This is a genomic window from Rhodococcus pyridinivorans, from assembly GCF_900105195.1.
GTDB lineage: Bacteria > Actinomycetota > Actinomycetes > Mycobacteriales > Mycobacteriaceae > Rhodococcus > Rhodococcus pyridinivorans.
On the sequence record NZ_FNRX01000002.1, the window covers coordinates 1,068,881 to 1,082,830 of the forward strand.

Annotated in this window: 15 protein-coding genes; 4 read left to right on the plus strand and 11 right to left on the minus strand. The window is 66.6% G+C overall.

What is annotated here, in order from left to right; all coding sequences use genetic code 11:
* Positions 1-22 precede the first annotated feature (22 nt).
* The 9 genes from BLV31_RS05685 to BLV31_RS05725 all read right to left on the minus strand — a co-directional run bounded on the left by BLV31_RS05685 (position 23) and on the right by BLV31_RS05725 (position 8,530).
* Positions 23-952, minus strand: a complete 930-nt coding sequence (locus BLV31_RS05685) for a hypothetical protein (protein WP_248846225.1) — start codon at positions 950-952, stop codon at positions 23-25.
* A complete protein-coding gene (locus BLV31_RS05690; RefSeq protein ID WP_064060824.1) occupies positions 949-1,476 on the minus strand; it encodes an LpqN/LpqT family lipoprotein in 528 nt (175 codons plus the stop codon). The genes BLV31_RS05685 and BLV31_RS05690 overlap by 4 nt, the downstream gene beginning before the upstream one ends.
* Entirely contained in the window at positions 1,473-2,417 is a 945-nt protein-coding gene (locus tag BLV31_RS25345) for a hypothetical protein (protein ID WP_231414086.1), read from the minus strand. Before BLV31_RS25345 ends, BLV31_RS05690 begins: the two co-directional genes overlap by 4 nt.
* Positions 2,417-3,415 (minus strand): hypothetical protein, encoded by a 999-nt coding sequence (locus BLV31_RS05700; RefSeq protein ID WP_064060823.1) that lies wholly within the window; start codon positions 3,413-3,415, stop codon positions 2,417-2,419. The genes BLV31_RS25345 and BLV31_RS05700 overlap by 1 nt, the downstream gene beginning before the upstream one ends.
* Entirely contained in the window at positions 3,412-3,711 is a 300-nt protein-coding gene (locus BLV31_RS05705) for a hypothetical protein (protein WP_232512540.1), read from the minus strand. The genes BLV31_RS05700 and BLV31_RS05705 overlap by 4 nt, the downstream gene beginning before the upstream one ends.
* Before the next feature lie 266 nt (positions 3,712-3,977).
* Entirely contained in the window at positions 3,978-4,826 is an 849-nt protein-coding gene (locus BLV31_RS05710) for a 3-hydroxybutyryl-CoA dehydrogenase (RefSeq protein WP_006553692.1), read from the minus strand.
* Positions 4,827-4,885: 59 nt separating this feature from the next.
* Positions 4,886-6,043, minus strand: a complete 1,158-nt coding sequence (locus tag BLV31_RS05715; RefSeq protein ID WP_006553691.1) for an acyl-CoA dehydrogenase — start codon at positions 6,041-6,043, stop codon at positions 4,886-4,888.
* 123 nt (positions 6,044-6,166) lie between these two features.
* Entirely contained in the window at positions 6,167-6,913 is a 747-nt protein-coding gene (locus BLV31_RS05720) for a TetR family transcriptional regulator (RefSeq protein WP_006553690.1), read from the minus strand.
* 36 nt (positions 6,914-6,949) lie between these two features.
* Complete coding sequence (locus tag BLV31_RS05725; protein ID WP_235367112.1) at positions 6,950-8,530, minus strand: acyl--CoA ligase family protein; 1,581 nt, start codon at positions 8,528-8,530, stop codon at positions 6,950-6,952.
* 195 nt (positions 8,531-8,725) lie between these two features.
* Between BLV31_RS05725 and BLV31_RS05730 the strand changes: the two genes are divergently transcribed.
* Positions 8,726-9,586 carry a LuxR C-terminal-related transcriptional regulator gene (locus BLV31_RS05730; RefSeq protein ID WP_039585294.1) on the plus strand — a complete coding sequence of 287 codons (861 nt, stop codon included), beginning with the start codon at positions 8,726-8,728 and terminating at the stop codon, positions 9,584-9,586.
* 16 nt (positions 9,587-9,602) lie between these two features.
* Here BLV31_RS05730 and BLV31_RS05735 read toward each other — a convergent pair whose 3' ends face one another.
* Entirely contained in the window at positions 9,603-10,382 is a 780-nt protein-coding gene (locus BLV31_RS05735; RefSeq protein ID WP_039585293.1) for a 3'-5' exonuclease, read from the minus strand.
* Positions 10,383-10,489: 107 nt separating this feature from the next.
* Positions 10,490-11,074, minus strand: coding sequence for an LppU family putative lipoprotein (lppU, locus tag BLV31_RS05740; RefSeq protein WP_039585292.1), 585 nt, complete (start codon positions 11,072-11,074; stop codon positions 10,490-10,492).
* 58 nt (positions 11,075-11,132) lie between these two features.
* On the opposite strand from lppU, the gene BLV31_RS05745 reads away from it, so the two are divergent.
* The 3 genes from BLV31_RS05745 to BLV31_RS05755 all read left to right on the plus strand — a co-directional run bounded on the left by BLV31_RS05745 (position 11,133) and on the right by BLV31_RS05755 (position 13,920).
* Entirely contained in the window at positions 11,133-12,197 is a 1,065-nt protein-coding gene (locus BLV31_RS05745; protein WP_006553685.1) for an ATP-dependent DNA ligase, read from the plus strand.
* Position 12,198: 1 nt separating this feature from the next.
* The gene (locus BLV31_RS05750; RefSeq protein WP_039585290.1) at positions 12,199-13,251 is read left to right on the plus strand and encodes a DNA polymerase domain-containing protein; all 1,053 of its coding nucleotides are present in this window, start codon (positions 12,199-12,201) and stop codon (positions 13,249-13,251) included.
* Between the two features lie 117 nt (positions 13,252-13,368).
* Positions 13,369-13,920 (plus strand): DUF6764 family protein, encoded by a 552-nt coding sequence (locus tag BLV31_RS05755; RefSeq protein WP_006553684.1) that lies wholly within the window; start codon positions 13,369-13,371, stop codon positions 13,918-13,920.
* Positions 13,921-13,950 lie beyond the last annotated feature (30 nt).

Genomic DNA, 13,950 nt, shown 5'->3' on the forward strand with positions numbered 1-13,950 from the left:
CACCACCGGTGTTGCGTACCCCTCACCATTCCCACTGTTGACGCGGAATCTTCCGCGCGATGCGTAAGCGTTCCCGAACCGGGAGAGGACGAAGGAGTTCAGGGGCCTCGAGTGTCGTGATGAGTTGGCGATCTTCGGGACACCGATGGAGGCGGTCGATGAGCCCGAGCAGCGTGTTGGGTTCGCTCACGAGAACGTACGCCGGCACGGTGAACGAATCCGGCTTGTCGTGCGCCACGCGAGGCGGAGTCGGTTCGTAGCCGGGTACGTGGAGACGGATGAGTGGATTGTGCGTAGACGCCCCGCGGCCCGAGACGGTGTAGACATCGGCAGCCACTTCCTGGATCTCGTCCCATCGAATGAACACGTCCGAAACGCCATGCCGCACGAGCCATGTCGTGCGGCGGCGAATACCGTCGGCATGGAGACGGGTGGATCCCCGGGGGTGGATCAAGAAGGGTAGAGCGCACACCGCCACGGTTGCACATGTCGTCCATGCGATGAACGAGCCGGAGTAGGGGAGCTCGTGTCTCGCAAGAAGCATCGCTCCGTCCGGTCGGTTCGACGCACGAATCATGAAAGCGCCCAATATTGTGATGCAGGAGAACACGACGGACAGCTGAACGGGAAGTATCCTCACGTAAGGAATCTCGATGCCGGAGCCGTGAAGGTCGTCTCGGCACTGCCGGATCCTCGGATGCAAACCGAATCGGTGGAAGCCGGCTCGCTCGAATCCCCAGGCCGAACCTAACGCCGTCATCACAGCGAGACAGAACCCCAGGGCGATGGCTCCGAGGTCATCCGCTCGTCGAACATCCACGGTCTTCTGCAGCACAAGGGTTCCGGCCCCGGCCAGGAACACGCCGAGGCAGAGCGATCCCGTACGGAACCTTTGCGGCCAAGCAGGTTCGGATCGTTCTCCGTAGGGGTACGTCTCGATGGAATCGCTCACCGGATTCTCAGTCCCTCATGGATTGCATGCAGATGAGCGATAAGAGACTCGGCGCTGTCGAAACGTGCGGTTGCCGTCAGTTGCGTGAGGTAGCGATCGTACTCGTGGTCGATCACGAGATACCGCGTCACGGCGGTGTACTCGACGTCGTCCACTCGATAGGAGCCTTGGATGATCACCGATCGGTGCCCGCGGAAATCGGATGTGTCGCGGAGCGTCTCCCTCCACGCGGGCAGTTCGCGAGCTTCACGCGCCGCGACCTCCAGCAGTTCGTCCGTCGGCCGCCATTTCGACAGTGCGCAGTGGAGGAGGACGGCGTTGGGCACCCAATCGTCCGCGACGTGCTCGGGAGCCACGAGAACCGTATGTGCATGCGGAAAGACATCGCGAGGGAGAACTATCCAACCCTCCGGCGCCTGGAGTTCCGGTTGCGGGTGCCGCGGATCGTCCGGGTCGCAGGGGCTCAGTCCGACTTCGTGTGTTGCGAGGTAGTCGGAGAGCGTCGCCTGAATCGGAGCGTTCACCGAGACGCTTCCTGGTGGCGTACCATCCGGAATCGTTCTCGCAACGGCGGTGGTCTGAGAAGTTCGGCCGCGTCTTCCCGAGCGAGGAGCGTGCGGTCGTTCGGGCGTTCGCTCATCTGTCGGATCAGGGTCAAGAGGGCGTTGGGTTCGGCGATGAGCCAGGTGCAGACGATGGCGAGGGTGTGTTCTTCGTCGTGGGGGATGCGCGCTTCAGGGGGAAACCGCCCGGTCGTGTGGACGTGGATCATCGGAGTCCGGACGTCGCCGTATCCGGAACGGGTCACGATATCCGTTCCGGCGATGCCCTCGATATCGTTCCAATGCACAAATTGCACGGTGGCATTGTTTCGTCTGAGATTGCGAGAGCGTACGACTCTTTCGATTCCTTGCGGGTACAACCCCACTGTTGTCGGGAGCCGGAACCATACGAACACTGCCGACGCGATCAGGGCGACGACCCCACCCACGAGCATGAAGATTGCAGTGGCGTGAGGGTCGCGACCGTAAGGCAACTCGGATTTGTCGGTGATGTAGATGGTCAGCGCCGCTACGGCCAGGCATCCGAGGCCGACCACGACGAGCAGGACCATGAAAATGGTTAGAGGCGTAAGTCCTCCAGGAACAACGATGCCCGTGCCATATTCCGGATGCCTGTAACTTCTGATGCGTGGCGAATACAGGACATGTCGAATCCCGCCGAGTCTGACACACATCACGCCCATGAGCAGCATTGCTGCTCCGTACAACAGCGAACCGATCGTGGATACCAACTCCTCGTGGAGGATATTCGCAGAACTGTCAACCAGACTCCACGTAGCGAAGACCAGAACACATACCCCCGTTATGCACCATCCGATTCGAAGACGTTGCGGCCAACAGGGCGCGTCGGAGGAACTATCGGCGCGAACGTGATTCCGGTCTTCCGGCGTGCCTTCGGTCATTACCACAACTCCTGGATCCTCTTGGATGTGTACCACGTGGCAAAGCCCCCGAGCACAAGCCCGACAGCGAAGCCGGCGGCGGTGCCGACCCCTGGAACGACCGAGCCGGTCGCAGCGCCGATAGCCGCGGTAGTTCCCTTCGACGCCAGGAATGCACCGACCATGCCGACAACGGTTCCGGCGCTCTCGGACACCACCGCCTCGGTGGGATCCATGCCTCCCTTGATGTCGTTGACGATCGCAGGAACGGTGCCTACTGCAGCGGCAGCCGGGTTCATTCCACGTGCGATGTTGCGTGCGACATCGTCGCCCGAGGCCACTGCCGCGTCGGTCAGGAGTTCCTTGGTAGCTCCGGACATTGCGCCGATGGACGACGCTGCGATGGTCGATGGCCAGTCAGGCCACCAGGAGAACTCGCCGTTCTCGTTCTGCACGACCTTCCCCGGCGCCGCGGCATCCCTGGCTGCTTCGAGTACCGCAACGGCAGCGGTGAAGCGATCGGCAGTTTCCGTCGCGGCTCGCGACGCTTGTTCGAGAGCGCCGGTGACGGTGTGGGTCAGTTCCGTTGCTTCGTGTTCGAGGCGGACGCGGGCCTCTGTGACGGCTTCGCTCGGCAGCGTCGCCGAGAGGATGTGGATCTGGTCGGAGGGGTCGACGGTGCCGTCGTCGTGCACGGTGAACCCGGACTGTTCGGCGCCGCCCACGACCGACAGGAGGTGCAGGCGGGTGCCTTCGACGAGCCACGCGCCGGTGCGGTACGCCTCAGCGACCTGCAGGAGTGCTTCGGCGATGGCGCTGCCCAGCGAGCGTTCGCGGACCACTCGCGCGGCGGCGGCACGTGCGGCGTCGCCGGACCATCGCTCGGCGAGCACATCCTGCTCGGTGAGCAGACCTTTCATGCGGTCGTCGAGTGTGTCGACGAGCACGTCGAGGTGGTCGGCGGTGATTCGCAGCGCGTCGGGATTCCAGGACCGGACCGCAGCGACTCCCGGTCTCATCCGTGCTGATCCATCGCCGAGAGTGCAGCCACGAAGTCCGTCTCTGCGACGACGTAATCGTTCGCGGCGCCGTCGGTGATGTCGACGATCTCGCGCAGGCGACTGCACACGTTGCCGAGTGCTTGATCGGTGGCGGTGAAGGCTCGTGCGCAGACGGCCGCGAATTCTGTTCCGGGAAGTGCTGATTGCGACACGGCATACGGTTCGCCGACGTCCCAGTCGTTCATCGCGTCGGCGGTGTCCGCCACGAAGGCTGCGAATGTGCGCAGCACTTCAGGATCTACGTGCAATGTCACCACTGCCCCCCGACAGAATCCCCCGATACGTCCGGGTGGGGACGATAGCAGACGGCGCCCTCACGGAGCCGGAGCGGACCGTCGGGCGACTTCGAGCGGGGCATCGGTCGTACGCGAGGTACGCAACACGTAGTGAAGGTTCGCAACGCCGGCAGTTGCTGGCCGTGTTGCGAGCCCGGAACTGTTGTTGCGTACCTCCCGGCTGTCCGGATGCGCAGACGCCCCCGCCGTTCCGAGAAGGAACGGCAGGGGCGTCCGAGTGAGGCCTACTTGTAGCTGTAGAAGCCCTCGCCGGTCTTGCGACCCAGGCGACCCGCGTCGACCATGCGGCGCAGCAGTGCCGGGGGTGCGTAGTGCGGCTCGGCGAACTCGTCGTACAGCGACTGCGCGGCGTTGAGGGTGATGTCGAGGCCGACGGTGTCGATGAGGGTCAGCGGTCCCATCGGGTAGCCGCAGCCGCCCTTCATCGCGGCGTCGATGTCTTCCTTCGTCGCGTAGCCCGACTCGAGCATGCGCACTGCCGAGCACAGGTACGGGATGAGCAGGGCGTTGACGATGAAACCCGCACGGTCGCCTGCGCGCACGGCCGTCTTGCCGAGGGTGTTCTTCGCATAGTCGAACACCGTGTCGGCGGTGGCCTCGTCGGTGGTGAGCGCCGAAATGATCTCGACGAGCGGCATCACCGGCACCGGGTTGAAGAAGTGCACGCCCACGACCTTGCCGGGCCGCTGCGTCGCCTGCGCCATCTTGATGACGGGGATCGACGACGTGTTGGTGGCGAGGATGCCTTCGGGCTTCACGATCTTGTCGAGCTCGGAGAAGATCTCCACCTTGAGAGACTCGATCTCGGGGGCGGCCTCGACGACAAGGTCGCGGTCGGCGAACTCCTTCAGGTCGAGGGTGACGCGGATCCGTCCGAGGACCGCGTCGGCGTCCTCCTGCGTGATCTTGCCGGACTTGACGCCACGTCCGATCGACTTCTTCAGACGCTCGCGTGCCGCGGCGGCGAACTCCTCGGTGGTCTCCTTGACGAGGACGTCGCTACCGGCCTTGGCGCACACCTCGGCGATACCGGCACCCATGGTGCCGCCACCGATCACGCCTACCTTTTCCACTGCCACTGCGGTAACTCCTGATCGCTTCGATGTTCCGGGGGTAACCTACGCGACCGGTGTCAGCGCAGCAGCGCGCGCGACATGACGACGCGTTGGATCTGGTTGGTGCCCTCGTAGATCTGCGTGATCTTCGCGTCGCGCATCATGCGCTCGACCGGGAAGTCGGTGGTGTAGCCGGCGCCACCGAACAACTGCACGGCGTCGGTGGTGACCTCCATGGCGACGTCCGACGCGAAGCACTTCGCGGCGGCCGAGATGAAGCCGAGGTTGGGCTCGCCGCGCTCGGCGCGAGCGGCGGAGGTGTAGACCATCAGGCGTGCGGCCTCGACCTTCATCGCCATGTCGGCGAGCATGAACTGCACACCCTGGTTGTCGGAGATCGGGCGGCCGAACTGCTTGCGGTCCTTGACGTAGGCGGTCGCCGCGTCGAGGGCGCCCTGGGCGAGGCCGACGGCCTGCGCACCGATGGTGGGGCGGGTGTGGTCGAGGGTCGCGAGAGCGGTCTTGAAGCCGGTGCCCGGCTCGCCGACGATGCGGTCGCCGGGGATGCGGCAGTTCTCGAAGTACAGCTCGGCGGTGGGGGAGCCCTTGATGCCGAGCTTCTTCTCCTTCGGTCCGACGACGAAGCCCTCGTCGTCCTTGTGGACCATGAAGGAGGAGATGCCGTTGGCGCCCTTCTCGGGGTCGGTGACGGCCATGACGGTGTACCAGGTGGACTTACCACCGTTGGTGATCCAGCACTTGGAGCCGTTGAGGATCCAGTCGTCGCCGTCGGCCTTGGCGCGGGTGCGCATGGAGGCGGCGTCGGAGCCGGCTTCGCGCTCGGACAGCGCGTAGGAGGCCATCGCGCCGTTGACGATGTCGGGGAGGACCTTGGCCTTGAGTTCGTCGGAGCCGCGGAGGATCAGGCCCATGGTGCCGAGCTTGTTGACGGCGGGGATCAGCGAGGAGGAGCCGCATACTCGGGCGACCTCTTCGATGACGATGCAGGCGGCGATCGAGTCGGCGCCTTGGCCTTCGAACTGCTCGGGCACGTGGATGGCGTTGAAGCCCGACTTGTTGAGGGCGTCGAGGGCTTCCTGCGGGAAGCGGGAGTTCTCGTCGACGTCCTTGGCGTAGGGCGCGATCTCCTTCTCGGCGAGCGCGCGGATGGCCTCGCGCAGCGCGTCGTGCTCCTCGGAGAGCTTGAACAGATCGAAGTCGGGATTGAGGGCCATGACGGCGGACTCCTAACGGCACGCGGTGCCAGATTTGCGAACGTAGCTCCCTCGACGATATCGGGGCGAGGGTTCGCGACGTGACGGAATGAGTCGATTGTAACCACGGCACTCAGTGCCAGGTCAACGGCGCTGCTGTGCGCCTTCGAGTTGGAGCCGAACCTGCTCGGCGATCTCGGCCGGTGTCAGGTGGGCCGGATAGGTCACCACCGCGACCGCCGGCGGAGCCGGCGCGACCTTCCCGTTCGTCGCGCCTTCGGGCACCGGAACCACCCCGTACGTGCGGCGGAGCTCGAGCAGCTCCTGCTCGAGGCGTTCGGCAGTGGCGGTCTCGTCGCCGCGGATCATCGCGCGCAACACGAAATTGTGCGTGGCGGTCATCGCCGCCGCGAAGCTGACGGTGCGCACCGGCTTCTCCGTCGGGACGGCGGCGCGCAGGAAGTCGGTGAACAACCGCTCGTAGCGGTAGGTGGTGACGAGTTCGCGCTCCCGCAGCGCCGGCACCCGCTGCACCACCCGATACCGCCACACCGCCAGCTCGCGCCGGTCCCGGAAGTGCCCGAAGACGAGCTTGGCCCCCTCGCAGGCCGCCGCCCACGGATCGTCGAAATCCTGCGAGAGGTACTCGGCGACCTGCTCGAGCAGCGACTCGTGATCGGCGAAGATCACGTCCTCCTTCGACCGGAACTGCCGGAAGAAGGTCCGCCGCGACACCCCTGCGGCCGCGGCGATCTGCTCGACGGTGGTCGACTCGTAGCCGAACTCGGAGAACAAACGGATCGCCTGCGTGACGACATGCACCCGGAACTGGGCGGGATCGGGGCCCGTCGAATCGAGGCGACGGGTGCTGTTACCGGTACCGGATGTCATGGCGTCGAGTATCCAATGCAGTCGTGAGGGGTCGGCTCACCCCTCGGCGGCTTCGGCCGATCGCAGCTCGAACTTCAGGATCTTGCCGGTCGAGGTGCGGGGCAGCTCCAGCGGGAAGACGATGTCGCGCGGCACCTTGTACCCGGCGAGCAGCGTGCGCGTGTAGTCGATGATCTCCTCGGCCGTGACCGATTCGCCCTTCTTCAGGATCACGAACGCCTTGGGACGCTCACCCCACTTCTCGTCCGGAACGCCGACGACCGCGACGTCGAGCACCGCCGGGTGGCTGACGATCGCCTGCTCGACCTCCACGGTCGAGATGTTCTCGCCGCCGGAGATGATGATGTCCTTTGCGCGGTCCTTGAGCTGGATGTATCCGTCCGGGTACATCACGCCGAGGTCGCCGGTGTGGAACCAGCCGCCGCGGAACGCCTCCTCGGTCGCGTCCGGGTCCTTGTAGTAGCCGAGCATGACGTTGTTGCCGCGCAGCACGATCTCGCCCATGGTCTCGCCGTCGGCGGGCACGTCGTTCATGTCCTCGTCGACGACCCGCGCGGTCTCGGCCTGCAGCATGCCCACACCCTGACGGGAGAGCAGCGCGGCGCGTTCGTCGGCTGGCTTGTCGTCCCAGCTGTCCTGGTACTCGCAGATCGTGTACGGGCCGTACACCTCGGTGAGTCCGTAGACGTGGACAACCGTGATGCCGATCTGTTCGAGCTGGGCGATCACCGTCGGCGACGGCGGCGCGCCGGCCGTGGTGATCCGCAACGGACGGTCGAGTGGATGAGCCTGCTCGGCGTTCGCGATGGTCGAGCACACCGCGGGCGCACCGCACAGGTTGGTGACACCGAGGTTGTCGATGGCATCCCAGATCGCGTCGGCCCGCACCGCCCGCAGGCAGATGTGGGTGCCCGCCGCAGCGGTCACCGCCCAGGGCGTACACCAGCCGTTGCAGTGGAACATCGGCAGTGTCCACAGATACTTGCTCTGCCCGTCGAAGCTGTTGTGGAAGGTCTCGCCCAGCGAGTTCAGGTACGCGCCGCGATGGGTGTACATCACGCCCTTGGGTTTGCCGGTCGTGCCCGAGGTGTAGTTGAGGGTGATGACGCCGAGCTCGTCGTCGACGCTCCACGGCAGCGGCGTCGCATCGAGCGAGTCGGCCTGCGCGAGGAACTCGTCGTACCGAGCGGTAGCCACTCCGGCGGGGACATCCGGAGCCGGCACGGTGGAGTCGGGGACCTCGATGATCTCGGCGACGCCGGGAACGTTGTCGCGGACGTTCGCGACCGATCCGAGCAGTTCGGAGTCGACGAACAGCAGCTTCGTCTCGGAGTGGTCGAGGATGTACTCGAGTTCCGGCCCGGCCAGGCGCGAGTTCAGCGCGACCAGCACACCGCCCGCGAGCGGAACCGCGAAATGCGCGATGAGCATCTCGGGCACGTTCGGAGTCAGGTACGCGATCTTGTCGCCCGGCTCGATACGGCTGCGCAGCACGCGCGCGAGCCGCTGCGCCTCGTCGGCGAACTCGGCGTAGGTGTACGTGCGGTCGCCGTGGATGATCGCGGTGCGATCCGGGAACACCGCCGCGGACCGTTCGAGGAAGCGCAGCGGGCTCATCTGGCTGTAGTTCGCGGCTCCGGTCGAGCCGGGACGGACGGGGGCGATGGACACGGATACCTCCGGGGTGGCCTACTCGGATTCCGGCGTCTTCTGTGATCGTTGCAACACCGGGCGATGTGCAGGTTACAAATCGTGGAACTGGCCCCTCTACCCTCGAAAGTGGGTGTTCGGAGGGAAGAGTAGGAGCAATCGATGGATGTCGCCGTGCCGGATGTGTTGCGTCCCGACGATCTCGACACCCTCCGCGCCACGCTGCGCGACCTCGAGGCGACGACGGAACTACCGGTGCTCTTCGGTGGCGTGGTGCAGGGCTCGGACGTGGTCCTGTCCGGATTCGTCGGAACCCGCGGTCGTGCCCTGCGCAATCTGGTGATCGCCGCCGAACGCGGACTCGGCGGTCGGGTGGTCGTCGAACAACGTCCCGGCGCGGTCGCCGACTACTTCACCTCCCCGCACATCACCCACCACTACGACCGGCAGGTCGCGGGTGAGGGAATCGAGTCGTTGCTCGCCGTGCCGGTCGTGGTGCGCGGACGCACCCGGGCGGCGATCTACGGCGGGCTGAGGGTCAACCGGTCCATCGGCGACGTCGTGGCGGAGAAGGTCGTGCGGTCGGCCGCGGAGCTGGCGCGGGAGATCGAGATCCGCGACGAGGTCGATCGCCGCGTGTCGCTGATCGGGAACACGCGGGCCGCGCACGGCGCCACCGTACCTGCCTCCGTCTCCGAAGCGCTGACGGAAAGTCTCGTCGCGTTGCGGGCGATCGCGGCTCGGACCGATGATCCGTCGATCAGGGAACAGGTACGAACGGTCGAGGAGACCTTGACCCGGGCGCGCGACGGCGTATCGCACCCGCGGACGCATCTGACCGCGCGCGAGCACGACGTGCTGAGCCATGTGGCGCTGGGCTGCCGCAACGCGGAGATCGCCGACAGGTTGTCGCTGCGCGTGGAGACGGTGAAGACCTATCTGCGCAACGCCATGGACAAACTCGATGTGCGCAGTCGGCACGCGGCGGTCGTCGAGGCGCGGCGGCAGGGACTGCTGCCCTGATCGACCGCACTCCTGATCAGCGGCGGCGCAGTCGCCGGAAGAACTCGCGGATTGCGCTCAGCGCGCGCCGGAACTTCGTCTCGGTCGCGGGACGCTCGAGGACATCGGTACCCACCGGCGTGGGGAGCCGGACGGGCCAGCTGTCGTCGACGTCGACGACCTCGCGACCCAGCCCGCGCAGGTACTCGGCAAAGCTGCGTTGCCGTTCGGCGTGCCAGGCGGCCTGATCGGCCATGATGTCGAGTTCGGCGAGCTCGGGGAATCTCGCCACGAGCGCGCGGGTCAGGTGGCCGGCGGCGAGCGCGTCGGCCTCGGCCTCGTGCGGATTCGGCAGCGACACCCCGTACGCCTCGCACACCGCCTGCAGTGTGCGCCTGCCGGGCCGGCTGCGGTCCATCTCCCGGTCGATGACGTACGGGTCGACGACCGTGCCGATGTCGAGCCCCGTCAGGCCGAGCCGGCGTCCTTCGGCGTCGAGGACCGTCAGGTCGTAGCTGGCGTTGAATGCGACGACGATGTGGCCGCGCGCCCACGCGTCGCTCACGGCCTGCCGGATCTGCTTGTATCCCTCGAGATAGTCGAGTCCTTCGGCGCGGGCGTGGGCGGTGGTGATGCCGTGGATCGCGGTGGTCTCCTCGGGTATCGCGATACCCGGGTCGAGCAGCCACGAGCGTGTGTCGATGCGGTCGCCGTCGAAGGTCGCGACGCATGCCGTGACGATGCGGGCGTTGCGGGGATCCCGGTCGGTGGTCTCGAGATCGAACGCGCAGATCGGTCTGTCCGGCCAGTGCGTCATGTTCCGTCCTCGCGTCCGTCGGATGATGATCTGTCGAACGCATTGTTGCGGGAGGCACCGACATGCTCCGTCGCGGCCGCGACGGGCATCCGCACAAGGAGAGAACCTCAGATGGTGTCGGTGCAGACCACGAAGTTGCGTTCCCGGTACACGAACCCCCCCTCGGACGTGGAGCAGTCGTTCACGTCGGAGGTGTCGAGCAGGATCTCGGTGACCTCCTCGCCCTGGACCGCGGGCTCACCGCAGTCGATGCGCTGCGGATCCTCGCCGCCGAGGTCGATGCAGTCGCCCACCACCCAGTCGATGTCGAGACACAACGCGCCGACCTCGATGCCGCCGAAGGACTCGTAGTAGGTCTGGTCGATGTCGCCGGGGCACATGGCACTGGCATCGACGACGTCGACGACCTTGTAATTCGAGCTCGGGCTGCCGCACACCGCGTAGTCGATGGTCGCGTCGTCGACCGTGCCGCCGAGCGCGACGCATTCGCCGGCTGCGACGTCGACGCTCAACTCGGTCGACGACGACGCCGACGGGGTCGTGGTGGGTAGGGAGAAGGACGGCGCCGTGGACGTGTCCAGGGCGTTCGCGGCGGGCACGGCCTGCCCTTCGACCTGGGTCGCGCATCCTCCGAGCACCCCTGCTGCCGCCAACGCCATCGCGGCACCGGCCGCCCCTCGGAGAATGTTCATGGTCGAAGAGCCTACGGAAGTGCTGCCGGTACCCGTACAGGGTGGAACGATGTGCCGCATGGACCTGCCTGTGGTGCCGCCGCTCGCCCCGATGCTCGCCAAGGTCTCCTCCACCGTCCCCTCCCAACCCGAAGACGGTCCCGACGAGTGGTCCTACGAACCCAAATGGGACGGGTTCCGGGCGATCGTCTTCCGCGACGGTGACGAGGTGGTTCTCGGCTCGCGCGGAGGCAAGGACCTCGTGCGCTACTTCCCGGAACTCGCCGACGCCGCGCGCGCCGAACTGCCCCGCAGGTGCGTGGTCGACGGGGAGATCGTCGTCCCGCGCGAACACGACGGCCGCACCCGACTCGACTGGCAGGCGCTGTCCGAGCGGATCCATCCGGCCGCCAGCCGGGTCACGATGCTCGCCGAGCAGACACCGGCCGTGTTCGTCGGTTTCGATCTGCTCGCTCTCGCCGACGAGAATCTCATGGAGACCCCGTTCGCGGAGCGGCGCGCGCGGCTGCGGTCCGAGATCGGCGGGGGTAAGAGCTGTCATGTCACGGTGGCCACGACCGACACCGATACCGCCCGCCGCTGGTTCGAGGAGTTCGAAGGGGCCGGCCTCGACGGCGTGATCGCCAAGCGACTCGACGGGCTCTATGTGCCCGACAAGCGGGAGATGCTCAAGCTCAAACATGCCCGCACCGCCGACTGCGTCCTCATGGGCTACCGCATGCACAAGAGCGTCGAGGGCATCGGGTCGTTGCTGCTCGGGCTCTATCACGACGGCGAACTCGCGATGGTCGGCGGAGCCTCGGCGTTCACGCGGGAGCGGCGCGAGGAACTGCTCGCCGAACTGCAACCGCTGCGACTCGGGGACGACGTCGTCGAGCAGGGTGAACCGACGCGGTGGCGTTCGGCGGTGGACCGCAGCTGGGTGCCGTTGCGTCCCGAACGTGTCGTGGAGGTCGCGTACGACCAGATGGAAGGTGTGTCGGGAGCGGGGATGCGGTTCCGGCACGCAGCGAAGTTCCTGCGGTGGCGTCCCGACCGTGACCCCGAGAGCTGCACGTTCGACCAGCTGGAGGTGCCGGTGCGCTACGACCTGTCGGATGTGCTCGACCGGACGGAGGACTGATATGGCCACGAAGCGTTCGCCCGCGGAGGAGTTGGACGTCGACGGCACGCCCGTGCGGTTGTCGAACCCCGACAAGATCTACTTCCCGCAGCTCGGCGCCGCGGGTGGCACGAAGCGGCACCTCGTGGAGTACTACCGCAGGGTCGCCACCGAGTTCGACGCACCGATCCTGACGGCTCTGCGCGATCGGCCGACGCATCTGCAGCGCTTTCCCGACGGCATCGAGGGGGAGGAGATCTATCAGAAGCGGGCACCGGTCAAGCGACCCGACCACGTGGCGACCTGCGAGATCACGTTCCCGTCGGGGCGTACCGCCGATGCGCTGCGTGTGTGTTCGGCTGCCGACGTGGTGTGGGCGGCCAATCTCGGGTGCGTGACCTTCCATCCGTGGCCGGTGCGCTGCGGCGACACCGACCGTCCCGACGAATTGCGCATCGACCTCGACCCGCAACCGGGAACCGATTTCGGCGACGCGCGGGCCGTGGCGCTGGAGGTCGTGCGCCCGCTTCTCGACGAACTGGGACTCGCCGGATATCCCAAGACGTCCGGTGGGCGGGGACTCCACATCTATCTGCGGATCGTGCCCGAATGGGATTTCGTCGGAGTCCGTCGTGCGGGGATCGCGCTCATGCGTGAGATCGAGCGGCGCAGCGACGGGCGGGCGACGACGGCGTGGTGGAAGGAGGAGCGCGGAGAGCGGCTCTTCCTCGACTACAACCAGAACGCGCGCGACAAGACGATCGCCTCGGCCTACTCGGTCCGTCGCACCCCGATCGCGACCGTCTCGACTCCGCTGACCTGGGACGAGCTGGTCGACGCCGAACCTGACGACTTCACGATCGCCACGGTGCCGGATCTGCTGGCGAAGCGCGGCGATCCGATGGCGGATCTCGATGCGCATGCGCACTCGCTGGACGTTCTGCTCGAGATGGCCGAACGGGACGAGGCGAACGGTATCGGCGACCTGCCGTATCCGCCGAATCACCCGAAGATGCCGGGGGAGCCGAAGCGCGTCCAACCGTCCCGCGACACCGACCGGGCAAAGGACACGTGAACCGGAACGTTCGGGGAATCGCGTCCCTGTCGTGACCTCGAGTATGAGTCCTCCCGAGGTGCGAGTCCATAAACTGTCCGAGAGAACAGTCACTCGAGGTTCGGAAGGGTCGATGTCGTGATTCGCTCGTGGGCGTCCGGTCGGGTTCTCGGCGTCGGGGCAGTATTCGCTGCCGCCATCGGGGTCGGTTTCCTCATTCCTCAGACCGCGTCCGCGGCCACGACGTGCACGGCACCGCCGGGTGCCCCGGCCGAGATCGTGCAGATCGACGGGGGCGAAGCGTGTGGTGCGTCCACCGACGGCACCGCCGAGGCGTGGAGCTATGCCGAGCGGGGCGTGGGATTCGCCGATGCCCGCAGTGCCGCACAGGTGGTGGCCGCCGGATTCGACGGCGGTGTCGGCGCCGGGGAAAGCACGTCGGGACGGCTGTTCGCGATCGGCGTGGGGGAGGAGGCCCTGGCGCTCGGTGTGCTCGAAAGTCCGGGCACGGCGGTCGTCGCCGCGGGTCCGCAGTCGCAGGCCTATGTGGGCGACGCCGACGATCCGGTGTTGTGCGAGGGCACGGCGGCGGCCGCGTTCGAACTCGAGGCCGCACGCGGGTGTGTCGTGCTGGGCGACTTCCGGTACTTCACTCCTGGCGCGCAGACGCCGCCGTCGCCCCTGCCGTAGATTCGGCGCGTCTCGCCGGGATCCTCGACA

Bases quoted from the DNA above. Each gene is read 5' to 3' on its own strand.
- BLV31_RS25345 (WP_231414086.1), bottom strand. From the start codon at position 2,417: ATGACCGAAGGCACGCCGGAAGACCGGAATCACGTTCGCGCCGATAGT.
- BLV31_RS05700 (WP_064060823.1), bottom strand. From the start codon at position 3,415: ATGAGACCGGGAGTCGCTGCGGTCCGGTCCTGGAATCCCGACGCGCTG.
- BLV31_RS05715 (WP_006553691.1), bottom strand. From the start codon at position 6,043: ATGGCCCTCAATCCCGACTTCGATCTGTTCAAGCTCTCCGAGGAGCAC.
- BLV31_RS05720 (WP_006553690.1), bottom strand. From the start codon at position 6,913: ATGACATCCGGTACCGGTAACAGCACCCGTCGCCTCGATTCGACGGGC.
- BLV31_RS05725 (WP_235367112.1), bottom strand. From the start codon at position 8,530: ATGAGCCCGCTGCGCTTCCTCGAACGGTCCGCGGCGGTGTTCCCGGAT.
- BLV31_RS05730 (WP_039585294.1), top strand. From the start codon at position 8,726: ATGGATGTCGCCGTGCCGGATGTGTTGCGTCCCGACGATCTCGACACC.
- BLV31_RS05735 (WP_039585293.1), bottom strand. From the start codon at position 10,382: ATGACGCACTGGCCGGACAGACCGATCTGCGCGTTCGATCTCGAGACC.
- lppU (WP_039585292.1), bottom strand. From the start codon at position 11,074: ATGAACATTCTCCGAGGGGCGGCCGGTGCCGCGATGGCGTTGGCGGCA.
- BLV31_RS05745 (WP_006553685.1), top strand. From the start codon at position 11,133: ATGGACCTGCCTGTGGTGCCGCCGCTCGCCCCGATGCTCGCCAAGGTC.
- BLV31_RS05750 (WP_039585290.1), top strand. From the start codon at position 12,199: ATGGCCACGAAGCGTTCGCCCGCGGAGGAGTTGGACGTCGACGGCACG.